General features: G+C 59.5%; 24 protein-coding genes. 6 read left to right on the top strand and 18 right to left on the bottom strand.

Translation table 11 applies throughout. The features are described from left to right. Positions 1 to 45 precede the first annotated feature (45 nt). Positions 46 to 1,197 (bottom strand): L-threonine dehydrogenase, encoded by a 1,152-nt coding sequence (yiaY, locus tag OKC28_RS16150; protein ID WP_270690327.1) that lies wholly within the window; start codon positions 1,195 to 1,197, stop codon positions 46 to 48. A 392-nt stretch (positions 1,198 to 1,589) separates the two neighbouring features. On the opposite strand from yiaY, the gene udp reads away from it, so the two are divergent. Further along, positions 1,590 to 2,345 (top strand): uridine phosphorylase, encoded by a 756-nt coding sequence (udp, locus tag OKC28_RS16155; protein ID WP_059112604.1) that lies wholly within the window; start codon positions 1,590 to 1,592, stop codon positions 2,343 to 2,345. 140 nt (positions 2,346 to 2,485) lie between these two features. Here udp and OKC28_RS16160 read toward each other — a convergent pair whose 3' ends face one another. Continuing rightward, positions 2,486 to 3,214, bottom strand: a complete 729-nt coding sequence (locus OKC28_RS16160) for an RluA family pseudouridine synthase (RefSeq protein WP_212539148.1) — start codon at positions 3,212 to 3,214, stop codon at positions 2,486 to 2,488. 164 nt (positions 3,215 to 3,378) lie between these two features. On the opposite strand from OKC28_RS16160, the gene rihA reads away from it, so the two are divergent. Beyond that, positions 3,379 to 4,335 carry a pyrimidine-specific ribonucleoside hydrolase RihA gene (rihA, locus tag OKC28_RS16165; RefSeq protein WP_442865763.1) on the top strand — a complete coding sequence of 319 codons (957 nt, stop codon included), beginning with the start codon at positions 3,379 to 3,381 and terminating at the stop codon, positions 4,333 to 4,335. 33 nt (positions 4,336 to 4,368) lie between these two features. Then, positions 4,369 to 4,839, top strand: coding sequence for a hypothetical protein (locus OKC28_RS16170; protein WP_021137959.1), 471 nt, complete (start codon positions 4,369 to 4,371; stop codon positions 4,837 to 4,839). Between the two features lie 211 nt (positions 4,840 to 5,050). On the opposite strand, the gene OKC28_RS16175 is transcribed toward OKC28_RS16170, so the two are convergent. From OKC28_RS16175 to OKC28_RS16185, 3 genes are all read right to left on the bottom strand, one after another. Then, complete coding sequence (locus tag OKC28_RS16175) at positions 5,051 to 5,347, bottom strand: winged helix-turn-helix domain-containing protein (protein ID WP_005312935.1); 297 nt, start codon at positions 5,345 to 5,347, stop codon at positions 5,051 to 5,053. Continuing rightward, complete coding sequence (locus tag OKC28_RS16180; RefSeq protein WP_005312938.1) at positions 5,344 to 5,874, bottom strand: DUF1523 family protein; 531 nt, start codon at positions 5,872 to 5,874, stop codon at positions 5,344 to 5,346. Before OKC28_RS16180 ends, OKC28_RS16175 begins: the two co-directional genes overlap by 4 nt. A gap of 177 nt (positions 5,875 to 6,051) precedes the next feature. Beyond that, on the bottom strand, positions 6,052 to 7,674 hold the full coding sequence (locus tag OKC28_RS16185; RefSeq protein WP_256688024.1) for a methyl-accepting chemotaxis protein: 1,623 nt from the start codon (positions 7,672 to 7,674) through the stop codon (positions 6,052 to 6,054). Positions 7,675 to 7,839: 165 nt separating this feature from the next. Here OKC28_RS16185 and OKC28_RS16190 point away from each other — a divergent pair, with 165 nt between their 5' ends. Further along, a complete protein-coding gene (locus OKC28_RS16190; protein ID WP_021137956.1) occupies positions 7,840 to 8,472 on the top strand; it encodes a LysE family translocator in 633 nt (210 codons plus the stop codon). 362 nt (positions 8,473 to 8,834) lie between these two features. After that, the gene (locus OKC28_RS16195) at positions 8,835 to 9,626 is read left to right on the top strand and encodes a DUF1460 domain-containing protein (protein WP_256688025.1); all 792 of its coding nucleotides are present in this window, start codon (positions 8,835 to 8,837) and stop codon (positions 9,624 to 9,626) included. 181 nt (positions 9,627 to 9,807) lie between these two features. Here the strand turns inward: OKC28_RS16195 and OKC28_RS16200 are convergent, their stop codons facing one another. From OKC28_RS16200 to asnS, 12 genes are all read right to left on the bottom strand, one after another. Next, the gene (locus OKC28_RS16200) at positions 9,808 to 11,016 is read right to left on the bottom strand and encodes a cation:proton antiporter (protein WP_256688026.1); all 1,209 of its coding nucleotides are present in this window, start codon (positions 11,014 to 11,016) and stop codon (positions 9,808 to 9,810) included. Positions 11,017 to 11,048: 32 nt separating this feature from the next. Next, on the bottom strand, positions 11,049 to 12,152 hold the full coding sequence (locus OKC28_RS16205; RefSeq protein WP_256688027.1) for a beta-N-acetylglucosaminidase domain-containing protein: 1,104 nt from the start codon (positions 12,150 to 12,152) through the stop codon (positions 11,049 to 11,051). Between the two features lie 41 nt (positions 12,153 to 12,193). Then, positions 12,194 to 13,921 carry a potassium/proton antiporter gene (locus OKC28_RS16210; RefSeq protein WP_005312960.1) on the bottom strand — a complete coding sequence of 576 codons (1,728 nt, stop codon included), beginning with the start codon at positions 13,919 to 13,921 and terminating at the stop codon, positions 12,194 to 12,196. Between the two features lie 279 nt (positions 13,922 to 14,200). Then, positions 14,201 to 14,347 (bottom strand): hypothetical protein, encoded by a 147-nt coding sequence (locus tag OKC28_RS16215; RefSeq protein ID WP_017411705.1) that lies wholly within the window; start codon positions 14,345 to 14,347, stop codon positions 14,201 to 14,203. Further along, a complete protein-coding gene (locus OKC28_RS16220) occupies positions 14,344 to 15,033 on the bottom strand; it encodes a M15 family metallopeptidase (protein WP_256688028.1) in 690 nt (229 codons plus the stop codon). Before OKC28_RS16220 ends, OKC28_RS16215 begins: the two co-directional genes overlap by 4 nt. Further along, positions 15,030 to 16,157 carry a succinyl-diaminopimelate desuccinylase gene (gene dapE, locus OKC28_RS16225; RefSeq protein WP_256688029.1) on the bottom strand — a complete coding sequence of 376 codons (1,128 nt, stop codon included), beginning with the start codon at positions 16,155 to 16,157 and terminating at the stop codon, positions 15,030 to 15,032. Before dapE ends, OKC28_RS16220 begins: the two co-directional genes overlap by 4 nt. An 18-nt stretch (positions 16,158 to 16,175) precedes the next feature. Then, a complete protein-coding gene (locus OKC28_RS16230) occupies positions 16,176 to 16,526 on the bottom strand; it encodes an ArsC family reductase (protein WP_256688030.1) in 351 nt (116 codons plus the stop codon). Between the two features lie 216 nt (positions 16,527 to 16,742). Beyond that, positions 16,743 to 17,654: a LysR family transcriptional regulator gene (locus OKC28_RS16235; RefSeq protein WP_011898932.1), complete on the bottom strand. Its 912-nt coding sequence runs from the start codon at positions 17,652 to 17,654 to the stop codon at positions 16,743 to 16,745. A 315-nt stretch (positions 17,655 to 17,969) separates the two neighbouring features. Further along, positions 17,970 to 18,284, bottom strand: coding sequence for a hypothetical protein (locus OKC28_RS16240; protein WP_005312982.1), 315 nt, complete (start codon positions 18,282 to 18,284; stop codon positions 17,970 to 17,972). 359 nt (positions 18,285 to 18,643) lie between these two features. Further along, on the bottom strand, positions 18,644 to 19,300 hold the full coding sequence (locus tag OKC28_RS16245) for an adenine nucleotide alpha hydrolase (protein WP_256688031.1): 657 nt from the start codon (positions 19,298 to 19,300) through the stop codon (positions 18,644 to 18,646). Between the two features lie 162 nt (positions 19,301 to 19,462). Next, a complete protein-coding gene (locus tag OKC28_RS16250; RefSeq protein WP_017411707.1) occupies positions 19,463 to 20,806 on the bottom strand; it encodes an anaerobic C4-dicarboxylate transporter in 1,344 nt (447 codons plus the stop codon). Between the two features lie 367 nt (positions 20,807 to 21,173). After that, positions 21,174 to 22,574, bottom strand: coding sequence for an asparagine--tRNA ligase (gene asnS, locus OKC28_RS16255; RefSeq protein ID WP_059112591.1), 1,401 nt, complete (start codon positions 22,572 to 22,574; stop codon positions 21,174 to 21,176). Positions 22,575 to 22,768: 194 nt separating this feature from the next. On the opposite strand from asnS, the gene OKC28_RS16260 reads away from it, so the two are divergent. Then, a complete protein-coding gene (locus OKC28_RS16260) occupies positions 22,769 to 23,119 on the top strand; it encodes a hypothetical protein (RefSeq protein WP_011898929.1) in 351 nt (116 codons plus the stop codon). On the opposite strand, the gene OKC28_RS16265 is transcribed toward OKC28_RS16260, so the two are convergent. Then, on the bottom strand, positions 23,116 to 23,928 hold the full coding sequence (locus tag OKC28_RS16265) for a HAMP domain-containing protein (protein ID WP_005312995.1): 813 nt from the start codon (positions 23,926 to 23,928) through the stop codon (positions 23,116 to 23,118). The genes OKC28_RS16260 and OKC28_RS16265 overlap by 4 nt on opposite strands. Positions 23,929 to 24,011 lie beyond the last annotated feature (83 nt).

The raw sequence follows: 24,011 nt of genomic DNA on the forward strand, positions 1-24,011 counted from the left end.
AAGGGGCCAAATCAGGCCCCTTTTCCTATCCATTGGCAATGCGGTTTACATGGCTGCGCGGAAGATGGCGACTATCTCTTCGTGGCTCGCCTGTTTCGGGTTGGTGAAGCCGCAGGCATCTTTCAGGGCGTTGCTGGCCAGCACGTCGAAATCATCGGCCTTGACGCCGAGCTGCTCCAGACCGGCCGGGATCTTCACGTCCAGCGCCAGCTGCTTGATGGCGGCAATGGCGGCAGCTGCACCCTGTTCGTCGTTCATGGTGCTCACGTCAACGCCCATGTAGCGGGCCACATCTTTAAGGCGAGCGGCGCTTACCTGGGCGTTGTATGCCTGAACGTGGGGCAGCAGCACGGCGTTGCAGACCCCGTGGGGCAGGTCATAAAAGCCCCCCAGCTGGTGCGCCATGGCGTGCACATAACCCAGGCTTGCGTTGTTGAAGGCCATGCCGGCCAGGAACTGGGCATAGGCCATCTGCTCGCGGGCGTGCAGGTCATCACCCTGATTGACCGCGGTGCGCAGGTGTTTGGCGATGAGCTGGATCGCCATGATGGCGCTGGCATCGGTCACAGGGGTGGCGATGGTGGAGACATAGGCCTCGATGGCGTGGGTCAGCGCATCCATGCCGGTGGCGGCGGTGAGGCCGGCCGGTTTGGCCAGCATCAGCTCGGGATCGTTGACCGACATCAGCGGGGTGACGTGCTTGTCGATGATGGCCATTTTCACCTGGCGTGCTTCGTCGGTGATGATGCAAAAGCGGGTCATCTCGGAGGCTGTGCCGGCTGTGGTGTTGATGGCGATGAGCGGCAGCTGCGGTTTGGCGGAGCGATCCACCCCTTCGTAGTCCTGGATGCTGCCACCGTTGGCGGCCACCAGGGCGATGCCCTTGGCACAGTCATGGGGCGAGCCGCCCCCCAGCGAGATGACGCAGTCGCAGCCGTTGGCTTTGATCATCCTTAGACCCGATTCGACGTTGGTCATGGTGGGGTTCGGCTTGGTTTCATCGAAAACCAGGCTTTCAATACCATGTTCTGCCAGCAGGGCGGTGAGCTTGGCGACCACGCCTATCTGGTTGAGGATCTTGTCGGTGACGATGAGCGCCTTGCGATAGCCATAACCCTTGATATCGGCTGCCGCTTCTTGCAGACAGCCCGCTCCCATCAGGTTGATTGCGGGAATATAGAACTTGAATGTCGCCATGATGGACTCCGTATGATTAGCCATTAAGTGGTATGCGGACGTCAAAATAGCATCGTCAGTGGGGATGAGAAGGGGTCAATGGTATCCTGTTTGCAACTTTATGGACTCGATCACGTACCGATAAACCGGGGCGAGACAGGGATTGACAAGGCCGATTACCCCTTTCTTGGCAGAAAAACGTTTTTCAAGAAATTCATCAAGTTAGCAAACGTTTTGCGCTGAATTTGTCACTTTCAATGCGTGGAAGTGTGAGGTGCTTCAAGGAATTGGAAAGCGCTTTCGACCATAGTTGGCGCCTCCCCAGAGAGGGGAGTGAAGGTTTGAAAGTACCATCAAGAATCATCTTAACTTGCGCCCTGACCATGTCGGCCGGGAGCAACCAGGAGTCCACTATGTCTGATGTTTTTCACTTGGGTTTGAAGAAAGCTGATCTGCAAGGCGCCACCCTGGCGATCGTCCCCGGTGACCCCGAGCGCGTCAAGCGCATCGCAGAGCTGTTGGATAACCCGGTGCACCTGGCCAGCCATCGTGAGTTCACTACCTGGCGCGGCGAGATGGACGGCAAGGGCGTGATCATCTGCTCTACCGGTATCGGTGGCCCGTCCACCTCCATCGCAGTAGAAGAGCTGGCCCAGCTGGGTATCAATACCTTCCTGCGTATCGGCACCACAGGCGCCATCCAGCCGCACCTGAACGTGGGCGACGTGATCGTGACTACCGGTTCAGTGCGCCTTGACGGTGCCAGCCTGCACTTTGCACCGATGGAGTTCCCGGCTGTTGCCGACTTCGACTGCACCACGGCACTGGTCAACACTGCCAAAGAGATGGGCTCCAAGCTGCACATCGGTGTGACTGCTTCTTCTGATACCTTCTACCCGGGTCAGGAGCGTTACGACACCGTATCCGGCCGCGTAGTGAGCCGTTTCCAGGGTTCCATGAAAGAGTGGCAAGCCATGGGCGTGCTGAACTATGAGATGGAATCTGCCACCCTGCTGACCATGTGCACCAGCCAGGGCCTGCGTGCCGGTATGGTGGCTGGTGTTATCGTCAACCGTACCCAGCAGGAAATCCCGAACGCCGAAACCATGGCGAGAACCGAATCTGATGCCATCAAGATCGTGCTGGGCGCCGCCCGCAAGCTGATCTGATAGCCACACCGAGTGGGGGGTGGGGGCCGTTGCGAAAGCGCGGCCCCTATCTTTTATCTGCCGTTTGCCCCTGTCGTTCCTCTGTTCCCTCTCTTGTTGCCTTCGCCTGTTCTCACACCCCGTCTTGATGCCGCGTCTGGCTAGAAGGGGCTGGCACATCTGACCGCCATCGGCTCGCCGCTCACCGGATGAGTAAAATCCAGCTCGCTGGCATGCAGCATCAGCCGTGGCGTCAGCTCAGTACCTGGCAGTACAAGACCGCCGTAGAGATCGCAGCCGAGGATGGGGTGACCCAGCAGCTGGCAGTGGATGCGCAGTTGATGGGTGCGCCCCGTCTCCGGCACCAGCCGCACGCGTGTCAATGGCACGGTCTGACTTTGCATCTGTGGTTCCAGCCGCTTAATGATCTCATAGCGGGAGCGAGCAGGTTTGCCGCTGGCAGCGCAGATCTTCATCAGCGGGAAGAGAGCGGGATCCTTGGCGATGGGGGCATCGATCACCCCCTCATCGTCGGCCAGATGACCGCACAGCAGGGCACTGTAGGCCTTGCTCACCGCCCGCTGGCTGAATTGCTGGCAGAGCAGGGCGTTGATGGCCTTGTTTCTGGCCACCACCATGAGACCTGAGGTGCCAAAGTCGAGGCGGTGCACCAGGGTGCAGCCGGGATAATCTTGCACCAGCCGGTAGTGGACCGAGTCAAGGTTCTGCGGGTTCTTGCCCGACAGACTGAGCAGGCCGCTCGGCTTGTTGATCAGCAGCAGGTGCTCATCTTCAAACAGGATTTCGATGGCAGCCTCGCAGGGCGGGGCGATGAAGGTATCGACGATGACGGACATAGGGCACACGGGCTGGAAACGGGGGGCGATCATACTCGAACCGGCTGCGCGGGGCGAATCGGCTGCTTGCACCGTGCGATGCGAGGGGGGCATTCGTTCAACAGCTTGATAACGCAATGGTTTAAAACGCGAGAAGGACCCCGTTTTGTGACCCCTTCCCGAGTTCATCTGGGGCTTGCTTGTTAAGGTATGGCTCCCTGTCATGTTGTAAGGAGTCTGTCCATGGCGTTGCCCGTTATTCTTGTGATCCCGGCCACGATGATGCCATCGCCCTCATACTGGCGCTGGCGAGCCCCGAACTCAAGGTACTGGCGGTCACCACCAGTGCTGGCAATCAGACACAGGAGAAGACCCTCAACAATGCCCTGCGCATTCTCACTCTGCTGGGGCGTGACGACATCCCGGTGGCGGCGGGGGCGCCCAAACCGCTGATGCGCGAGCTCATCATAGCCGACAACGTCCACGGCGAGTCAGGCCTCGATGGCCCCACATTGCCGGATCCCGCCTTTGCACCCCAGGCCATGACGGGCCTCGAATTGATGGCCAAATCTCTGCGCGAGAGTCCGGAGCCGGTCACCCTGGTGCCGACCGGCCCGCTCACCAATATCGCCCTGCTGCTGGCGGCGTACCCCGAACTCAAGCCAAACATCGCCCGTATCGTACTGATGGGCGGCGCCGCGGGTGCGGGCAACTGGACCCCGGCGGCGGAATTCAACATTTATGTGGACCCGGAAGCCGCCGATATGGTGTTCAAGTCAGGTATTCCCATCACAATGTGTGGCCTCGATGTGACCCACGAGGCGCAGGTGATGGACGAGGATATAGCGCGGGTGCGCGCCATCGCCAATCCGGTGGCCCAGTGCGTGGCCGGGCTGCTCGACTTCTTCATGATCTACCACAGAGATCCCAAGTGGGGATTTGCTGGCGCGCCGCTGCACGACCCCTGTACCATTGCCTGGTTGCTGGCCCCCGAGCTGTTCCACGGGGTCGAGTGCCGGGTTGATATCGAAACCAGAGGTGAGCATACCGTGGGGATGACGGTGGTGGATCGCTATGGCCTGACCGGCAAACCGGCCAATGCGCTGGTGCTGCTGGGACTGGATCGCCCGGGTTTTATCGACTTGCTGGTCGAGCGACTGCGGTTTTTTGGCTGACGGCCATTGCACTATTGAGAGAAGGGACGGGAAATGTACAAAGCGTCGCTGGCACTGCTGGCTGGGTTGCAATTGACGGCCTGCTCCACGCCGTTCGAATCCATGTGGCAGGGGCTGGCGACCTGCGATCTCGACCATCTCTACCTCGACAGCGAGACCGGCGAGCCGGCCCACCCTCAGCTCAAGCACTTCACCCCCTACAAGGTGACGGACGGGTTTGCCTGGTACAAGACCCATGAAGAGTTGCATGGTCTGCCCATCAGTGGCTTTCTCATCCCCTCGTCCACTTTCGAAGTGCACGCCCTGTTTGTGGACACCCCCATCGCCAATGCACGCAGGCTGACCCACAATGCCTATGGCAGCGAGTTTGCCGACGAGCAGAAGCACAATGAGGGATTGGCCCCCTTGTTGCTGCGCGACCCCAACAACCCCAAGCGCTCCATCATCGACTGCACCCAGGCTGAGACCCAGGAACCGCTGCCGGAAGAGCCCTTCCCGGAGTAAGTCGTTTCCGCGTGCCGAGACCTGTGTCTGCCCGGGCAATATAAAAAGAGGCCAGTCTTGCGGCTGGCCTCTGTTGATCGTCACCGGTGCGATAGTGCCCCGTCAGTCGTTATGGATAACCCAGCGTTTGCTTGATGGCAGGCAGCTGGGCCTTGATCCAGGCTGGATTGGATAGATCCCCCCGTCACCGGTGCGATAGTGCCCCGTCAGTTTATGGATAACCCAGCGTTTGCTTGATGGCAGGCAACTGTGCCTTGATCCAGGCCGGATTGATGGGACCCCAGTCGCTGATGCGATAGTGCCCCTGCAGGTGGCGCGCCCCTTCCGTCTGCTCGAAGCCGCAGCTGATATCGAGATCAGCCAGTGCCGCCAGCGTGTCCTGGGCGGTGCGCCGCGGCATGCCGGTAGCCGCCATGATGGCCGGGATTGTGTCCGTGCCGCTGCTTATCAGCCAGGCAACGTAAAGCCGTCGGTAGAAACTGGTGCGAGTCTTGCTCGGCTCTGTCATATCTCGTCCTCGAGCCGGTCGAAGTAGCGCCAGGTCGCGATGGCGGCTTTGCCCATCACCAGTGCCCAGATACCGAACCAGAACCAGCGGAAGAAACTCCAGGTGGAGGCCTCAGGACCCGTACTCTCAATCTTGGTGACGTTGGGGAACATGGTGAACATGTTCACGCGCCAGCCGTAGGAGGTAATGATGGCCAGACGCTTCTCGAACTCCATGGACTTGGCTTTTGCCTGCACATCGGCCGCGTTGAACTTGAAGTAGAAAGGCCAGCCCCAGCCGGTATCTTCATTGCGAAATACCCGGATCTGTTCGCCCGGGCGTTCGGTATAGATGTAGTAGACATCCGTGGTGGGGCCGTCTGCCGGGTTTTTCTGGCTGATGGGGCCATCCTTGTCGGTGCGCTTCACTTCCACCCCTGTGATGGTGGCGATGGTGTGCTCCGGCAGGTAGTAGTCGAGCCAGATGGCGGAGACGAGGGCGATGAGGCCCAGGCCGATGAAGGCCGGTTTCTTGAAATGCAGCTTCATGGTGATCTCATGTGAGGGGAAGTGACGTGCCTCTACCATACTCACATTTGGTGCGACAGCCCAGCCCCCAATGAAGCCACATTATAAAAAAGCCGTTTAAAACAATAACAAATGTGTCCATTCATTAACACAAAGGCCCCGCTTGCGGGGCCTTTGTGTCGATCGCGCAAGCGGATGTCACAACTGGAACTGGGCCAGCTGTTTGCGCTGTTGCTCGGCGAGCTGTGACAGTTCGTGACTGGCGGCGGCACTCTGGCTGATGCCGGCCACACTCTGGTTCACTATTTCGTAAATATTGGTGATGTTGCGGTTGATGTCGGCGGTGACGCACGACTGCTCTTCGGCGGCGGTGGCCACCTGGGCATTGGCCCCATTGATCTGGTTGACCGCCTCCGTGATGCCACCGAGCAGCGCCTGCACCTCGCCGGAGAGCTGCTGGTTGTGCTCAAGGATGGTGAGGGTCTCCTGCATGCCGTTGTTGGCGGATTGGGACTGGCTCTGCAACTGCTCTATGATGGTCTGGATCTCCTTGGTGGAGTCCTGCGTGCGGGCCGCCAGCAGGCGTACCTCGTCGGCCACGACCGCGAAGCCGCGACCGGTTTCACCGGCGCGAGCAGCCTCGATGGCGGCATTCAGGGCCAGCAGGTTGGTCTGCTCCGAGATGCTCTGGATCACTTCGATCACCTTGCCGATCTGCTCGGACTGGGACTTGAGGCGCGCCACCACGGCGGCGGCGCTCTCCAGGCTGCCCGCCATGCGGCTGTTGGCAGCGATACTCTCCGCAAACAGAGCCAGCCCCTGTTCGACCCGGCTATTGGCATCCCGCGCCAGCCCATCTGCCAGGGCGGCGTTGTGGTTGACGTTGTCGGCCGTGCTGGCCAGCTCGGTCACGGCGGAGGCTACCTGTTCTGTCTCGCTGCGCTGCTGCTGGGCATTGGTCTCGGACTGGGTCATGACGGCGGCGAGCTCGGTGGCGGCAGAGGCCACGTTGCCGCTGATACCGGTCAGGGTATGGATTGTGCTGCCAAGCTGGGTCAGTGTCTGGTTGATATCTTTGGCCAGCTGGCTCAGTTCATTGCTGCCATCGGCGTTGGCCCGCACGTTGAAGCGCCCCTGGGCGACGGCGCGCATCACCTCCTGCAACTGGCCTATGGGGCGGACTATCTGGCCGGACAACCACCAGCCACCGAGCAGCGCCGCTATCAGGGTGGCACTCATCATCAGCAGGGTTCGCAACAGGGTGGCGTCGTAGTGCGCCTCTTCCTCGGCAATTTCGGTCTGGATCAGCTGGTTGATGCGCGCTGACATGGTGTCGATCTGCTTGATCAACTGCTCCCCCAGCTCACGAAAACGCAGCCGTGACTGCTCGTAGGTGGCAGCATCGCCACCTCCCTGATGTTTCTGGGCCAGCAGCGGCAACATGTTGTTGCGGGTGTGGCCGAGATAAGCCTGCAGGGCGGCGGCCACCTGGCTGTTGTCCTGCTCGGCACCTGTGATCACCAGTCGGGACAAGATGGTCCCTATTTCCTGTTCCGCCGCATTGAGATCGTTTGGCAACTGGGCGAAGCGCGCCGGATCGTACAGGCCATAGATGGCGTTGGTGCGCATCCGGTAGGTGGCGTGGATCAGGGCAGCGATGTCGTCCTTGTGGCGCGTCACGCTGGTGGTGGTCTGGTTCATGTCCGCAATGGCGCTGTCTATCTCCTGCTTGCTGATCCCGGCCATCAGGACCATCAAGAGGCTGGCGAGCAGGAGTGGAACAAGCACTTGAAGACGGATGGACAGGTTACTCAACGACATGGCAGGTCCTAACCCAAAAGAGGAGTGAGGCGGCATATTACACAGGCGCGACAACTATTGTCACAGGGTTTTTATTGCTGAAATCATGCTGAACGAAAAGGTTTTTTCTTGTGTTAAAAGAGTGTGATAGGCAAGATCTCAAGCTTGTTACCATGGAGGTGTAGTGTGTCCGACTGGATTGATCCCGCGATTCTGGCGCTGTTTGTGCCTACGTTCTTTTTTGTCTCTGTTACCCCCGGCATGTGCATGACGCTGGCGATGACCCTCGGCATGAGTCTGGGGGTGCGCCGTACCCTCCACATGATGTGGGGTGAACTGGTCGGGGTCGCGCTGGTCTCTGTGCTGTCGGTGATCGGGGTGGCGGCCGTCATGCTCAACTATCCGGCGCTCTTCTCTGCCTTCAAATACGTGGGTGGCGCCTATCTCATCTGGCTCGGCATTCAGATGTGGCAGGCCAAAGGCAAGATGGCCATACCGGCGGATCTGTCGGCCGGACAGGAGACACGCCCCCTTGGTCTGGCCATGCAGGGTTTTGTCACTGCCATCGCCAACCCCAAGGGGTGGGCCTTCATGGTCTCCCTGCTGCCTCCTTTCATCAACGCAGCCAAGCCGATGACGCCCCAGATCAGTGCCCTGGTGGCCCTGATCCTGGTGATCGAGTTCTCCTGTCTGCTGCTCTACGCGGGCGGTGGCCGTACCCTGCGCCACTTCCTCGCCAAGAGCGGCAACGTGACCCTGATGAACCGGATCGCCGGTTCCCTGATGTTCGGTGTCGGTGTCTGGCTGGCGCTCGGCTGAGTGCTTGTCGGCCAGTGAACGCAGTCATGTGATGGGGTAGGTAACGTGTCTCGTCAGGCAGTGACAGCAAGACCATGACGAGCAACGAAAACCAGGAACGAACGCCAACAGAGAAGCCCCGGCCCCATCGGGGCTTCTCTGTTTGGTAGCCATCGAGGTTATTTTCCACCAGCGGGTATTCATGCCAGCGTGAGTCTGTATCAGGCCAATATCTGGCGAGTCGGGTACATTTACTTACATTTTTTTGTTTTCAATCGCCCCTTAATTCATCAGTCTCGAATGGCATTAGATGCATATTGTCGACTCTGTTCGCGACAGGGGTACCCCCTGCTGCTCGTTTTTATGGTCAAGGATGGTACTCAATGGTGAAGGTAATAGGCGCCGCTTTGCTCGCTTTTTCTGGCGGGGTTGCGGCCGGCAACGGGAAAAACCTGGATTTTTACAATATAAAGGAGCAGCAACTCACCAGGATGTTTGCTCAACATCAGAATGTGGCACCGGGTCAGTCAATAAAGGATTTCTCGCAACTGTTTCTCGAGAATCCTTATGTTGCCAATCGGCTGGTGGGATCGAGCGGCCGGCAGGAAAAACTGGTGGTGGATTTTGGTGAGCTGGATTGCTTCACCTATCTGGATTACGTTGAGTCACTGCGACACTCAACGAGTGTGCATAATTTCATCGAGAATGTCATGTACACTCGTTATGTAAATGGTGAAGTCAACTACCTGACCAGAAAGCATTTTTTCTCTGATTGGGTCCATGGTGGCAATCAGGTGAAGGATGTGACCCATCTGGTCGGCAACTATGTGGTGACCGCCGCCAAAGTATTGAATCAAAAAGAAGATGGCAGTCACTATATTCCGGGGCTGGCGGTGAAGAACCGCGACATCACTTATATTCCTGGTGATCGCGTGGACGAAGACATGCTGAGCTTGCTGGAAGATGGCGATTATATCGGTATCTATACCAATATTGCCGGTCTGGATGTGACCCATACCGGTATTTTCATTCGGGGGGAAAATGGCCCCGTACTTCGCAATGCCTCTTCTGTTTCGACGAATATGAAGGTAGTGGATTCGCCTTTTATTGACTATGTGAAAAACAAGCCGGGTATTCTGGTTTACCGCGCAACAGAGGGCAATATCCGGTCATGATGAGGGCGGCCACAAGGGGACCAGGTCAGCCTCGATTGCCATGTCACCTTGAAATTCGCCGCTCATACATGTCTTGGTCTATCCACAATACCCCCGGTCCTGACTGGGGGTATTGTTTTATACCGCAATGGCGATGAGGTTGTTTATCCCCTCTGCCATACCTTTGGCCACTGTCGGGTATTTACGCCGTCTTGAAGCGCCTGACCCAGGGGTTGGCACTGATACCGTGCAAGATGACGCTCAGTATGATGGTGCAGAGCACAGTGGCTATGATGGGTTCTTGTCCCAGCAGCGCGGGCTCGTGTTGCAACACCATGACGGCAAAGACAATGCTGGCGAGCCCCCTTGGTCCGAACCAGCCGATAAAGAGCTTGAGCTCAAAGGATTGGCCCGTGCCCAGCAGGCTCAGCCAGACCGGCAGCATGCGCAGCAGGGTGAGGCTGGCGGCGGCATAGAGCCAGTATTGCCAGTGCAGCAGCATCGGCAGCATGGGCATCAGGGTGGCGCCGAACACCATCCAGATCACCACGGAGAGCAGGTCCCCATACCCTTCGCAGCTATCCATGTAAGCGTGTTTGTGCTCCCCCAGTCTGCGGCCCATCAAGAGCCCCCCGACGAAGGCGGCGATAAAACCGCTGCCCCCCAGGGTCTGGGCAAGCGCAAAGCAGAGCAGGGCCAGCCCCGGCATGGTGAGCTGGCGCCAGAGCGGCAGTTGCCAGCCGTTGAGGTAGGAGGTTTTCAGCAGCCGTATGGTGAGGCTGGTGAGCACCAGGGCCACCAGCAGGCCTATGCCTATCTCTTCCAGCAGCAAGGTCATGGCCAGCATGCCCGTGCCTGTGTGCTGTTCGGTGGGGGCGATGAGGGCGAGCAGCAGCAGCAGCACTGGCACGCAGATACCGTCGTTGAGGCCACTCTCCTGATTGAGCCCCTCCCTGATGGGCGCAGGCACGGCCGGATTGCTGACCACGGCCTTGCCGAGCGCCGCATCTGTGGGGGCAAGAATGGTGGAGAGGATGGCCAGCTCCAGCAGCGGCAGATCCGGGTAGAGCCAGAGGCCGAACAGGGTGCCCCCCAGCAGGGTGAGTGGCAGGCCGATGAGCAGCAATCGTATGGGGAGGGCGCGGTTGGCAGCCAATATCTGCCAGTTGGTGTTGGCAGCGTCATTGAACAGCACTATGACCAGGGTGAGCTCTGCCAGCAGCTTGATCCCCTCGCTATTGACCGAGAGTGACAGCAGACCGAGCCCGCCAGGTCCCAGCAGCCAGCCCATCAGCAGGAACAGCAAGGGGCCATTGATCAATCTGGATTCGAAGCGACCTGCGATCAGACTGTAGATCAGCAAGAAGGCGGCAAACACCGCCAGGTTCTGGTAGATCAGGGATGCGTCCATGCAGCCTCCTGTGGCATCTGGCGTGGCTTGTCTCAGTCGGTCAGGCAGTCAGGATCAAACACATATTCACCGGCCAGCCAGCGCAAGATTTCGTTTACACACACCTGATCCTGAAACGGCAGGTAACGGCGCTTGAGATGGGCGATCTGCTCCTGGGTGAGCAGGGCCAGCCCCATGTCCTGAAACAGCGGCAGGTCAGCCTCTATCATCGCCGAAATCTGCGGCCCGCAGGTGGCATTGAGGGAGGCGTGCAGCGCCTTGTCAGCATCATACTGCTTGCCGAGCCGGTAGCTCATGGGCAGGGTGGCGAGCGGCAGCACAGATAGCGCCGCCTGCTTCATGGGGTTGACTGCGTGGCCCGCGACCAGATCCACAAGTTCTGCCGGACGATTCTCGAAGGCGCGCAGGTGCAGGAAGCTGCTGGCCTTGCTGCCATCATTGACCGGGTAGTTGTCCCACAAAAAGGGTTTGCGCCCAAGCAGCTCGGTTACCTGTTTGAGGTGGGAGGCCGGGTATTCGCTGGAGCAGACCCTGGGGCCTGTCCAGAAAATCTCGAAACGGCGGTCGAGTTGCTGGCCTATATCCTCCAGATAGCGGGGGGGCATGGCGCCGAACACCTTTTCCAGCACGGGATCCGTGGAGTAGTAGCTGGGGCAGAAGATGAGACGGCCGGCCTTGCTGTGGGCCGCAATGTCGTGGGCTATGGTGAGCTGGTGGTGGGCCAGATCCGGGGTATCCCCCTTCATGTCGTCGAACAGCACAGCCAGTATGTCAGGCTGCAGCGCTTCGTCGATGAGGCGCACCTTCTCCAACAGGGCCGGGCGCTTGCGATCATAGTCGTGGTGGGCACCCATGGGGCTCAAGCCCACCCCGAAGGCGAGGCCGTTGTCGCGGCACTGGCGGGCCAGCTGGCGCAGAGCCTCGAGCTCGGCTTCAGGCCAGGGCAGGGCCCAGTGCTTGCGCAGATAGCCATCTTCTTTCGGGGCATAGATGTAGAAGCCGTAGCCGTGGCGTGGCAGCCATTGAGCGTAGCGGGCGCGGGCTTCCCAGCTCCAGCCCTTGCCAAAGAATCCCTCTATCAATCCCAGATTGGGAAAAGGGGGTTGCAGGCCAGACAACTCGGTTTGATAAGGCATAATGAACTCCCTGCTCGCAAAGGCGGGTCAGACGATGTGCGTCAGACCGGGTCTTCTTCCTGAAAGCGCACCCCTATCTTGCGGGGCTTGCCCTCTTCCATTTCGGCCACTGTCCAGATCAGGCCCTGCCATTCGACCTGATCGCCGACTACCAGATTATCGCCCAACTGGTCGGCAAGAAAATCGCCAAGTGTCTGATCCGCCACCTCGCTCACATCCAGCCCGTAGAGCGGAGCCAGGTCCACCATATTGGCGGCCGCCTCCAGCAGGAAATCACCGAAGAAGCGCGGGCCCAGATCCTGCTCAGGAGCCTGACTGAACAGCTGGCCGAGAGCTGGCAGATCTCGCTCGTGTCCTATGACGCAGAGGATGTCATTGGATTGCAGGCAGGTACTGCCCGAGGGGTGCAGCAGCTCCTGATCCCGGAACAGGGCGCAGATGCGGGTACCCTTGGGCATGCGCAGATCCCGCAGGGGCGAGCCGATACACCACTTCTCGGCGCTGAGGCGGTAGACGAAGGTCTCCCACTGGCTGTCCAGATCTATCTCAAGCCCGGATCGGTTGATGGGTGACGGCGGTGCCGGTACCTCAACCCTGGCCAGCTTTGATGCCAGCGGCAGCGAGCTGCCTTGCAGTATGAGGGAGACCAGCACCACGAAGAAGGCGACATTGAAGTAGAGCTGGGCGTTGGGCAGCCCGGCCATCATGGGGAAGACCGCCAGTATGATGGGCACGGCGCCGCGCAGCCCCACCCAGGAGATGAACCAGCGCTCGCGGGGGGCGAAGTTCTTGAACGGCAAGAGGCCAATCCAGACAGAGACGGGGCGGGCAAACAGTATCATCCAGGCGGCGAGTGCCAGCGCCGGCAGGGCGATGGGCAGCAGCTTGTGGGGGGAGGCCAGCAGCCCCAGCACCAGGAACATGCCGATCTGGCTGAGCCAGGTCAGGCCATCGAGTACCGACAGCGTGGTACTGCGACTGCGCAGGGAGAGGTTGCCGAGCAGCAGGCCGGTGAGATAGATGGCGAGGATGCCGCTGCCTCCGATGGCCGTGGTGAGGGCGAAGATGAGCAGGCCACCACTGACGGTCAGCAGGGGATAGAGGCCCGGAGCCAGCCTGGCGCTGTTGATGAGTTTCCACAACAGCCAGCCGCCGCCCAGACCTATGCCGGCACCGAGGCCAAACTGCTTGCCCAGTTGCAGCAGCAGGAAGAACCAGTCCAGCCCCTGTTGGTTGGTGGCAAGAATTTCGATCAGGGTGACGGTGAGAAACACCGCCATGGGGTCGTTGCTGCCGGACTCTATCTCCAGGGTGGCACTGACCCGCTCGTTGAGGCTGCGCCCGCCGAGCAAGGAGAAGACAGCTGCCGCATCGGTAGAACCGACGATGGCGCCGATCAGCATGCCCTGCATCAGGTTGAGGTCGAACAACCAGGCGGCGGCCAGACCGGTCAGCCCTGTGGTGATGGCCACGCCGACGGTTGCCAGCGAGAGCGCTGGCCAGAGTGCGACCCGAAAAGAAGAAACCCGGGTACGCATGCCGCCGTCGAGCAATATGATGGCGAGCGCCAGGTTGCCCACCAGATAGGCGACCGAGTAGTCAGCGAAGTGAATGCCCCCCGGCCCATCTTCCCCGGCCAGCATGCCGACCGCGAGAAATATCACCAAAATGGGGATGCCAAGGCGAGAGGAGAGCGCGCTCAACAGGACACTGGCTCCCACCAACAAGGCCGCGACTAAAAAGAAACTGTTGATGGTGACGGCATCCAATGGCGAACTCCTTCTGTCAAAATGCAAAACAGGCACATTATATGCAGTTTGTTGGGCGCGGTGTGGCTTAATTGTGCATTTATTTGCAGTTTTTTACATTTTCAGTGCTGCCCGGAACTGGGTTTTTACCTTGAAGATGGCGGGAGGGAAGGGAGAAAGAAGTCCTGTTCTATGTGAACGGGATCACTGAGCCATCATCAGGATGGGGAGGGGGAGTTTTGCCCTCGTGAAAAGCAGCAGGGGCGCCATAGTGGCGCCCCTGGCGGGCTGAGAGGACGATCAGTCGTCCTCGTCATCCTTGACTTCCCGTATCTTGTCCTTGTATTTGGGCAGCTGTTTCTCCAGCCGCTTCATGTCCTTGATGGCATTGAGAAACATGCCAAGCAGGAAGAGCAGTGGCAAACCAATCCACAGCCAGAGATTCATGGGGTTTTCCTTTCGTCAGGACAGGTGGTGACATAACGGGCCAAAATCTCGTCAAGATGGGCCAATATGGTTGACTTGCCTTCAATATCCGCCTGTTGCAGGCAAAGCGCCAGCGCATCCGGATCCAGCCGCTGCTCCCGGGATTCCAGCGCGAAGCTGATATGCCAGGGTTCGTAGGCGACACCGCTGCCGCTACCCACAGGTCTGGCATAAGGCAGGAAGAAGCCGAAGTCATTCATGTGGTTGGTCAGCCAGTCGCCGAGGTCGCTAAACCAGCCCCCGGCTTCATACTCCCAGGGCTCCAGCGCCAGCTTGGTACCGGCAGGCAGGCAGTCGGGATCATAGATGTCCAGATCCGTGCCCCAGTGATGGCGACTGGTACCGGGCAGGGCGCTCCAGCGCAGTATGGCGTGCAGCCGTTCGCACTCGCTCAGTTGCAGTGTGTCCATAGGCTGGTTGTCGGCATCCAGCAGGGGGCGCTCACCGCGCCACTTGCCATTCCAGATGGCGAGCTGACGCTCGAAGCTGCGCCAGCTGGAGGCCGCCTGCAGGTTGTGCCCTTCATGGGCAGCGGCCACCTGCATGTCGTTGAAGGCCGCTGCAGTGGCAGCGGTCAGGCGATGGGGTCCGCGTCCCACCAGAACAAGGTGACTCTCGTCGAGCCCCAGCAGTTGTTCCTGGGTCATGCCAGCAATCTCTCGAGTACCCCTTGGTACATCTCTGCCAGCAGATCCAGATCCTCGGCCTTCACGCACTCGTTCACCTTGTGGATGGTGGCATTGACGGGCCCGAGTTCGATCACTTCGGCCCCTGTGGGGGCGATAAAGCGCCCATCCGAGGTGCCGCCCGTGGTGAGCAGGGCCGGTTGCTGGCCGTTGACCGCCGCTACCGCCGCCACTGTGGCTTCCAGCAGGGCGCCGGTATCGGTCAGGAAGGGCTGGCCGGAGAGGGTCCATGTCAGCTCGTAGTCCAGACCGTGCTTGTCGAGCAGGGCCTGGACGCGTTCACGAATATCCATGTCGGTCAGTTGTGTGCTGAAGCGGAAGTTGAACTGAACCTGCAACTCCCCCGGAATGACGTTGGAGGCGCCGGTGCCGGCCTGGATATTGGCAATCTGGAAGCTGGTGGGGGGGAAGTAGGCGTTGCCTTCATCCCATACCGTCTCGGCGAGCTCAGTCAATGCCGGTGCCGCCTTGTGGATGGGGTTGTCCGCCAGATGGGGATAGGCCACATGCCCCTGCACGCCACGCACCAGCAGGTCCCCTGTGATGGAGCCACGTCGACCGTTCTTTACCACGTCCCCCACCACATGGGTGGAGGAGGGCTCGCCGACGATGCACCAGCGGATCTTTTCGTTGCGCGCTTCAAGGGTGTCGATGACACGCACTGTGCCATTGATGAAGGGGCCCTCTTCATCCGAGGTGATGAGAAAGGCGATGGACCCCTTGTGATCCGGATGCTCGGCCACGAAGCGTTCGACGGCCACCACCATGGCGGCGAGGGATCCCTTCATGTCGGCAGCGCCGCGACCGTAGAGCACGCCATCCTGGATGGTCGGTTCGAACGGCGGTGTGTGCCACTTCTCCAGCGGCCCGGCCGGTACCACGTCGGTGTGGCCGGCGAAGCAGAGCAGGGGGCCTTCGCTGCCACGGCGCGCCCAGAGGTTGGTGGTGTCTTCAAACACCATGGGTTCGATGACGAAGCCAAGACGCGCCAGGCGTTCGCTCATCAGGGTCTGACACCCTTCATCTTGCGGGGTAACGGAGGGGCGGCGGATCAGATCCTTGGCCAGTGCGATGACGTCCGACATCAGCGTTCCTTAAAAAGTTTAACGAGAGAAGAGGGATTGATAGTGATCAGCCTTGAAACCCAGGGTCAGCTCGCCGTCCCGATCCAGCAGCGGGCGCTTGATCATGGCGGGATGTTCCAGCAGCAGTGTGCGGGCTTTTGCGGTATCCAGCCCCTGTTTTGCTTCGTCCGGCAGGGCGCGGAAGGTTGTGCCACGGCTGTTGAGCAGAGCTTCCCAGCCAAGCTTTGCCAGCCAGCTATCCAGCGCGGCGGGATCCAGGCCATCGGCCCTGTGGTCGTGAAAGCGGTAGTCGATGCCAGCCTCGTCCAGCCACTTGCGGGCTTTCTTGATGGTGTCGCAGTTTTTGATGCCATAGAGGGTGGTGGCCATGGGGAGTCCTTGTCTGCGGGCGTGGGCCCTGAAAGCTGAACCTTGATATCTGAACGTGAAATCAAGGAAAGGCCCGATTCTGGCATTGTGGCGATCTCAAGGCAACGCTGGCGCTGCGACTCGGGGGATTTTACCAGGGGAGTCGCCAGCCAAAGGGCCAGAGTCAAACGCAGTGGCGAGGGGAAAAGAGCCCGGCGCACGGGGCGCCGGAGGGGATCATAGCTCGCAGAGGGATTGGCACCAGAGATGTAATTCTGACTCGAACCAGTTGAGCATGGCGTGGTTGTCGTCGCGGCGATGGCGGATGAGGCTGACCTCGAAGGTCGGCAGGGTAAAGCGGGTCTCGTACTCCACCAGATCCAGCAGCGGCATCAGCGGACGCAGTACCCTGGCTGGCGAGGTCAGCAGCAGGGGGGCATAGGGCAGTATGAAAGGCGCTGCCAGAAAACTCTGCACTATCAAGGGGGTATGGCGGGTCATGCCGTGCGCTGCGAGCAGGTCATCGACTATGCCCCCTTCGCTGCCACGGGGGGCGACCAGCAGATGCTGGGCCTTGGCGAAAGACTCTATGCAGAGCACCTGACCCTGAAAGGGGTGGCTGCTGTGGGCGGCACAGATCAGCTTGTCTTCAAACAGCGGGATGCGGCGAAAGCGACCGGGTACCTCGTCCTGCTTGCTGATCACCATGCTGACAACCCCTTCGTCGAGCTGGTCCTCGTAATCGGCATTGAGGGGCACCATGTGGATGCGCAGGTTGGGCGCTTGCTGTTGCAGGCGCCCCAGCAGGCTTGGCATCATCACATATTCCACATAGGTGTGGGCACCGATGCGCAGTACTCCCTCGAACTGGCTCGGGTCGTGCTGTTCGGGCTGGCTGAAGGTCTGCTCTATGTCGTGCAGTATTTCCCGCAGTGGCAGCAAGAGTGCCTGTGCCCTTGCGGTAGGCTCCATTCCCAGGGGGGTGCGGATCAGCAGGGGATCGTCATAGAGCAGCCGCAGGCGGGCAAGAGCCCGACTGACGGCAGGCTGGCTCATGGCGAGTCGCTCGGCGGCCTTGGTGGTGTTGCGTTCCTCCAGCAGGGCCTTGAGCACCACCAGCAGGTTGAGGTCGACGCCTCGTAAATTCATTCTGTGCATAATGGAATACTAATAAATCATTTCCTTAAGCAGGGCCTTCACTTTAGTCTCACTCCCCGTCGATGGTCAGCATGAAGCTTGGATAAATCAGCGATTTATACAAACCCATGTTGTCCTGTTACCTCTTTCGCGTGGTGCCGGGGGTGGCAAGATTCGACAGCCTGAACTCTTTACTCTGGTCATCCAGAGCGTTGCTTGCTTAGTACCCGCCTTTGAGGCGGGTTTTTTTTGCCTGCGGTTCAGGAAAGCGGGCCCGAAGAAGTACAAAACGCGCCAGCTGGCGCGTTATGGTGATGAATGTCTGGATCAGGGGGCAACAGGCCATTGGTAGTCAAACACCCTGGCACGCTCCCAGGGAGCGTCCGGCAGGCCGGAGGAGAGGCCGGTGTATTTGCCCACATCGTCCACCACTATGGTGGAGAGGATCGGCAACTGGTGTTCAGTGCAGTACATGCGGATGCGTTGCAGCAGGGTGCGCAGCTCATCCTGGCTATTCTCCAGCCCGGCCTGCCTGGCCAGTTTGGAGTAACGAATGGTAGTGCGTTCCTTTGCTGACTCGACGAGGATGTCCCATAGCTTGTAGTCGCAGGTTGTGGTGCCTGCAGTGGCTTGGTTTGTCATAACACTCTCCGGCGCGAAATGGTCGCTGTATGTCGATGGGCATCTTGGCCAGTTCACTGGCCCCTGACGTTGATCCAGAGCAAAAAAGCCTGAGGTTCCTCGCCAGAATGCTTGGCAAAGGGATTCTAAAGCTTTGCTATTAGTTTAAATTTCCATTTTTTATTGTTTTTTTGGAGTTTTGTTCTGGCGAAGTGAAGCTCCGTCATGGTTGGCGACCAGGAGCAAGGAAAAACGGTGCCGTCTATGTCTGTATCCTCCTGTTGCTGGTTCATATGGCCCTTGACCAAACCGCGACCGGATCAACGATTGAACCCGCTTGCTTGCCGCCAGCAGAAGAGCCTGCCTTCACCGCCGCTCGGCTACTCCTCCTCTTTTGCCAGGTAGGCCAGGTGTGCCTGCGCTGCCAGATGCCAGCCATCGAGCCCAAGAGGGGCGGCAAAGCCCGGGCCGTCAGTCACCATGGTGTGGTATTCCCCTTGTTCCCCACACAGATCGAACCCCTGCCTGTCTGCCAGCGCTTTCAATTCCGTGATGGCGGATGCGTTCAGCACTCGACCGACCCAGTCGGGTGCCAGCGTGCGGGTATCGACGCAGGAGAGGTGGGCGACGATGCCGCGCTCAAGCATGTCGCTCAGCAACGCTTCGCGAGATTGCTGCCAGAGCGGTGTGTGTACCTCAAGCCCCAGCGGGCGGCAGCGTTCGCGGATCCAGTTGCTGGCGCCCCCCACGCTGTCGATATCGCCGGTGACCACCCCATCGAGTTTCCAATCCTGCTGCAAGCTGGCCAGTGCCCTTTCGTAGCTCTGATCGAATGGCGCCTCTATGGTAACCAGCTGATGGGGCAGGCCCAGCGCCTCGGCCTGACGGAGCACCAGCGGCAAGGGATGAGCCAGAAAACGGGGCGCAGGGGGGGCAAAGGTGACCAGTGCCACCACCTGATGCCCCTGCTCACGGGCATGACAGAGGGCCTGCATGGCATCTTTGCCGCCGCTCCAGAGCAGGATGACGCGAGACATAGGGGGAGATTCCGATGGTGAAAGAGGGAGCATGCTACCCAGTGGCGGGGTCGCAGGTAAAGCCGTGGCGTGAAATCGTAACGGGAATAGGCAGGGGGAGAAAAGATCAGGCCCCCGAAGTTGGGGGCCTGTGTGGCAATGGCGCGATAAACGCCGCTGCGATTAGAGCAGTATGCTGGTCAGTACGTAACCCAGGGCGCAGGAGCTGCTCACCCCGATCAGCCCCGGAATGATGAAGCTGTGGTTGATGATGAACTTGCCGATGCGGGTGGTGCCGGAACGGTCGAAACCGATGCAGGCCAGATCGCTCGGGTAGGTCGGCAGCACGAAGTAACCGTAGCTGGCTGGCAGGAAGGCGATCAGCAGCTTGGGCTCCACCCCCAGCGCCAGACCCATGGGGGCGATGGCGGTCAGGGCGGCAGCCTGGCTGTTGACCAGCTTGGAGATGAGGAACAGCACCAGGGCGTAGGTCCAGGGCTGGGCCTGTACCACGTGGGACAGGGTTTCTTTCAGCAGCGGCATGTGGGCCTGGAAGAAGGTTTCGCTCATCCATGCCACCCCGAACACGGAGAAGATGGCGACCATGCCGGCCTTGAATACAGCCCCGTTGGCGATCTCGCCCGGTTTGACCTTGCAGCGCATCAGAATGATGGCACCGGCGATCAGCATCATCATCTGGATCACCAGGTTCATGGAGAGAGGGCCTGTCTTGTCCTTGATTGTGAAGACGGGGCGCAGCCCTTCGTTGGCGCCAAGCAATACCACGGCAGCGATGGCGGCGAAGAAGATCCAGGTAGACCAGTAGGCCTCTTTCGGGAACTTGGTGTTGAGCAGGGTTTCACCGCCGCCATAGATGAAAGCATGTTGCTCCGGATCCTTGATCCTGGCCTGAAACTCTTCATCCTTGTCCAGATCCTTGCCGCGACGCAGGCTCCACAGGGCCGCCATCATCACGCCGGTCAATGAGGAGGGGATGGCAATCATCAGGATATCCAGCAGGCCGTAAGCCTCACCGATACCGTGTCCGGCTGCCAATATGGAGACCATGGAGACCACGGCGACCGAGACTGGCGAGGCGCAAATCGCCATCTGGGAGGCGACGGAGGCGACCGCCATCGGCCGTTCCGGGCGGATGTTCTTTTGCAGCGCTATGTCGGAGATGATGGGGAACATGGTGTAAACCACGTGGCCGGTACCGCACAGGAAGGTGAGGGTCCAGGTGGTGAGCGGGGCCAGTATGGTGATGTATTGCGGGTGACGGCGCAGCAGACGCTCGGCCACCTGCATCATCAGGTTGAGGCCGCCGGCGGTCTGCAGGGTGGCGGCGCAGCCGATCACCGCGAGTATGGTCAGCATGACTTGCACCGGCGGTTCGCCCGGCGCCAGGCCGAACACGAAGGTCAGCAGGAACAGACCTATGCCACTGATGAGACCCAGTCCCATGCCCCCAAATCGGGTACCCAGCAACAAGCAGCCGAGTACCACCATAAATTCCATCAAGATCATTCCATTACCTCGCGTGATTTAATCCATATCTGTGCTGTGTTGAGCTCATGGACCGGGATTGTCTGTTTTTATTTAGCCCTAAAGGGTTAGTGGGTATTGTGCCCTTCTCAAAGGGGCAAAAAATTGAGGTACTTCAATAACTCATCGGTTTTTGATTTAACTGCATAAAAACCACGTATTAACATGATTGTTATTTGAAGGGGTTCTGGTTGGTATCATACGGGACTGGTATCTTGAGGGGCAGTGCAGCAAGGCTGCAGCCATAAGGGGAAGTGTGATTAATTGTGGTGGCTGCGAGGGGTAAACGCCGTGGGGCGGGCAACAAAAAGCCGACCCTGAGGTCGGCTTTGTCGGCAAGTAGTAGTAATCAGAACTCGGCGGTACGGGGTGTACGGGGGAAGGGGATAACGTCACGGACGTTGCCCATACCGGTCACGTAGACCACCAGACGTTCGAAACCGAGGCCGAAACCGGCGTGCGGGACTGTGCCGAAGCGGCGCAGATCGCGATACCACCAGTAATCTTCCTTGTTCAGACCCATTTCGGCCATGCGCTGATCGAGTACCTCGAGGCGCTCTTCACGCTGGGCACCGCCGATGATCTCGCCGATCCCGGGGGCCAGTACGTCCATGGCGGCAACAGTCTTGCCGTCATCGTTGAGACGCATGTAGAAGGCTTTGATGTCTTTCGGGTAGTTCTTCACCACTACAGGAGACTTGAAGTGCTCCTCGGCCAGATAGCGCTCGTGCTCGGAGGAGAGATCGATGCCCCAGGAGACAGGGAACTCGAACTTCTTGCCACAGTTTTTCAGCACTTCGATGGCATCTGTGTAGTCGATCTGGGCAAAGTCGGAGGAGACGAAGCGTTCCAGACGACCGATGGCATCCTTGTCGACGTGCTGGGCAAAGAACTCCAGATCGTCACGGCGCTCGGCCAGTACTGCATTGAAGACGTACTTGAGCATGGCTTCGGCCAGAGCGGCGTTATCGTCCAGGTTGGCGAAGGCAATTTCCGGCTCAACCATCCAGAACTCGGCCAAATGGCGGCTGGTGTTGGAATTCTCGGCGCGGAAGGTGGGCCCGAAGGTGTAGACCTTGGAGAGGGCACAGGCGTAGGTTTCGACGTTGAGCTGACCGGACACGGTCAGGAAGGTCTCTTTGCCGAAGAAGTCCTTGTCGTAATCGACCTTGCCAGCGTCGGTGCGCGGCAGGTTTTCCAGATCCAGGGTGGAGACGCGGAACATCTCGCCGGCACCTTCGGTGTCAGAGGCGGTGATGAGCGGAGCCGCAATCCACAGATAACCCTCTTCATGGAAGAAGCGGTGGATGGCCTGGGCCAGGCAGTTGCGCACCCGGGTCACGGCGCCGACTATGTTGGTGCGCGGACGCAGGTGGGCCTGTTCACGCAGGTACTCTATGCTGTGGCGCTTGGCGGCCATGGGGTAGGTGTCCGGATCTTCGACCCAGCCTACGACCTTGACGTCGGTGGCTTGCAGTTCGAAAGCCTGACCGCTGCCCTGGGAGGCGGCAACCACACCGGTCACTTCCACGGAGCAAGCTGTGGTCAGACGCAGCACTTCATTCTCATAATTGGCCAGGGTATTGGGGACAACTGCCTGTACCGGATGGAAACAGGAGCCGTCGGATACGGCCAAAAATGAGATCCCCGCCTTGGAATCACGGCGAGTCCGGATCCACCCTTTTACTGTCTGGGTGGTGCCAACCGCATATTTACCGGTCAGCACATCTACTACGGATGCGTGCGTCATCGAAATATTGTCTCCAGCTTGTTCTTGCAGCGCTATTTGCAACACTAGGGGTCTGGCCCGGGCATTCACTGGCCCATCATGGCAGACTAAGCCGACAATCTTACCCGCGCGGGTTTGATAAACAAGCAAAAATGTCGGACTCTGGAGGGGATTTATGCCCGGATCACCTCATGGCCGGGCCAGTGGGGCAGGGGATGGACGTGAAAGAGCGGCGACAGGGACCGGACTGGTTGACCAGAGGGCTGCAGGGCTTGGTGATCCTCTGCTGGGCGGGCTTTATCGTGCTGCTCTCCCTCTATCACTATGCGCGCCCGGAAGTGGCGTACGGTTTTCTGGTCTACGGGGGGATAGCAGTTCGCGATTATTGGGATCCCGTACTGACTCCCTGGCTGGTTTATTGGCTCTGGGGTTGTTGCCTGTTGACCCTGGCGGTGTTTTTGCTGGAGCGTAAACGCAGCCGACGACGGGAGGACTCGCTGCACGTCAATCTGACCATACTGCTGCTGATCTTCATCGCCAGTTTGCTGTTCTACTACGCAGGCTAATCCTGTTTTTTGTCCGGCTTCGCCTGCGCGGCAGGGCGCTTGCCGAGCTGGCGTTCCACGCTGTCGAGCATCTGGTTGTAAGCCAGTGCCACCCGGCCAATCTCGTCCCCTTCATCCCCTTCCAATCGGTGACCGAAGTCATGCAGGTCGGTGGCCTCTTCCATGGAACGGGTCAGCTGGTTGAGGGGGCGAACTATCCAGGTGCGAATGACCCAGAGGGTCAACAGCAGCCCCAGCCCGAAGATACCGGTGAGAATAAGTGCCGACGTGAGAATGTTCTGCTCGACCCGGGTAAAGAGGGTGTCGAGGGAGTAGTCAAAGCGCACCGCCCCCAGCACAGTGTTCTCCGGTACCAGATGGCAACTGGTGCAGTCTGTGCCGCGAAAATCTTTCTTGGCCAACAGGGGTCGGGTTACCACCAGCTTGCTGTGCATGCCGTCGTGCACCACCTCCAGGCTGCCTTTGCCCGCCAGCGCCAGTCGATCGTACTCATCCTTGCCCTGCTCTGTCTCGCGGCCCGGCCCGTATTGCTTGCTGATGGCATCACCGCGGACGATGCGGGCATCTTCCACATGGGCGTGATCGAGAAACTTGTTTCGCAGTGTGTCGCGAGCGTCCATCTTGCCGGTCAGCATCAGCATGTTGAGGCCGTCGAAATAGGCTTCGGTCTGCTCGCGGCTCTGCTCCTTGATTAGCGTCAGTATGAGGTCGCGCTCACGCACCGCCTGATAGGCCGCAGAGAAGACCAGCACCATGGAAAAGATGAACAGCAGGAAGAAGTTGATTTTGGCAGCAATGGAGAGGCGCATGGGAGCAGTACATCTGTTGGGTAAAACCCGCGCAGTCTACTCGTCATGGTCGCCCGGGTCTGGTGTCTTGCTCACATTCTGAT

It is taken from the genome of Aeromonas sp. D3 (assembly GCF_027705025.1).
Taxonomy (GTDB): Bacteria; Pseudomonadota; Gammaproteobacteria; order Enterobacterales; family Aeromonadaceae; genus Aeromonas; species Aeromonas salmonicida.

Coding starts and splice junctions, on each gene's coding strand:
- OKC28_RS16170 (WP_021137959.1), top strand. CDS start 4,369: ATGTACAAAGCGTCGCTGGCACTGCTGGCTGGGTTGCAATTGACGGCC.
- OKC28_RS16175 (WP_005312935.1), bottom strand. CDS start 5,347: ATGACAGAGCCGAGCAAGACTCGCACCAGTTTCTACCGACGGCTTTAC.
- OKC28_RS16200 (WP_256688026.1), bottom strand. CDS start 11,016: ATGGACGCATCCCTGATCTACCAGAACCTGGCGGTGTTTGCCGCCTTC.
- OKC28_RS16235 (WP_011898932.1), bottom strand. CDS start 17,654: ATGAATTTACGAGGCGTCGACCTCAACCTGCTGGTGGTGCTCAAGGCC.
- OKC28_RS16250 (WP_017411707.1), bottom strand. CDS start 20,806: ATGATCTTGATGGAATTTATGGTGGTACTCGGCTGCTTGTTGCTGGGT.
- OKC28_RS16195 (WP_256688025.1), top strand. CDS start 8,835: ATGGTGAAGGTAATAGGCGCCGCTTTGCTCGCTTTTTCTGGCGGGGTT.
- OKC28_RS16220 (WP_256688028.1), bottom strand. CDS start 15,033: ATGACCCAGGAACAACTGCTGGGGCTCGACGAGAGTCACCTTGTTCTG.
- OKC28_RS16245 (WP_256688031.1), bottom strand. CDS start 19,300: ATGTCTCGCGTCATCCTGCTCTGGAGCGGCGGCAAAGATGCCATGCAG.
- OKC28_RS16230 (WP_256688030.1), bottom strand. CDS start 16,526: ATGGCCACCACCCTCTATGGCATCAAAAACTGCGACACCATCAAGAAA.
- yiaY (WP_270690327.1), bottom strand. CDS start 1,197: ATGGCGACATTCAAGTTCTATATTCCCGCAATCAACCTGATGGGAGCG.
- OKC28_RS16240 (WP_005312982.1), bottom strand. CDS start 18,284: ATGACAAACCAAGCCACTGCAGGCACCACAACCTGCGACTACAAGCTA.
- OKC28_RS16205 (WP_256688027.1), bottom strand. CDS start 12,152: ATGCCTTATCAAACCGAGTTGTCTGGCCTGCAACCCCCTTTTCCCAAT.
- udp (WP_059112604.1), top strand. CDS start 1,590: ATGTCTGATGTTTTTCACTTGGGTTTGAAGAAAGCTGATCTGCAAGGC.
- OKC28_RS16260 (WP_011898929.1), top strand. CDS start 22,769: ATGGACGTGAAAGAGCGGCGACAGGGACCGGACTGGTTGACCAGAGGG.
- OKC28_RS16160 (WP_212539148.1), bottom strand. CDS start 3,214: ATGATCGCCCCCCGTTTCCAGCCCGTGTGCCCTATGTCCGTCATCGTC.
- OKC28_RS16180 (WP_005312938.1), bottom strand. CDS start 5,874: ATGAAGCTGCATTTCAAGAAACCGGCCTTCATCGGCCTGGGCCTCATC.
- OKC28_RS16265 (WP_005312995.1), bottom strand. CDS start 23,928: ATGCGCCTCTCCATTGCTGCCAAAATCAACTTCTTCCTGCTGTTCATC.
- dapE (WP_256688029.1), bottom strand. CDS start 16,157: ATGTCGGACGTCATCGCACTGGCCAAGGATCTGATCCGCCGCCCCTCC.
- OKC28_RS16185 (WP_256688024.1), bottom strand. CDS start 7,674: ATGTCGTTGAGTAACCTGTCCATCCGTCTTCAAGTGCTTGTTCCACTC.
- asnS (WP_059112591.1), bottom strand. CDS start 22,574: ATGACGCACGCATCCGTAGTAGATGTGCTGACCGGTAAATATGCGGTT.
- OKC28_RS16215 (WP_017411705.1), bottom strand. CDS start 14,347: ATGAATCTCTGGCTGTGGATTGGTTTGCCACTGCTCTTCCTGCTTGGC.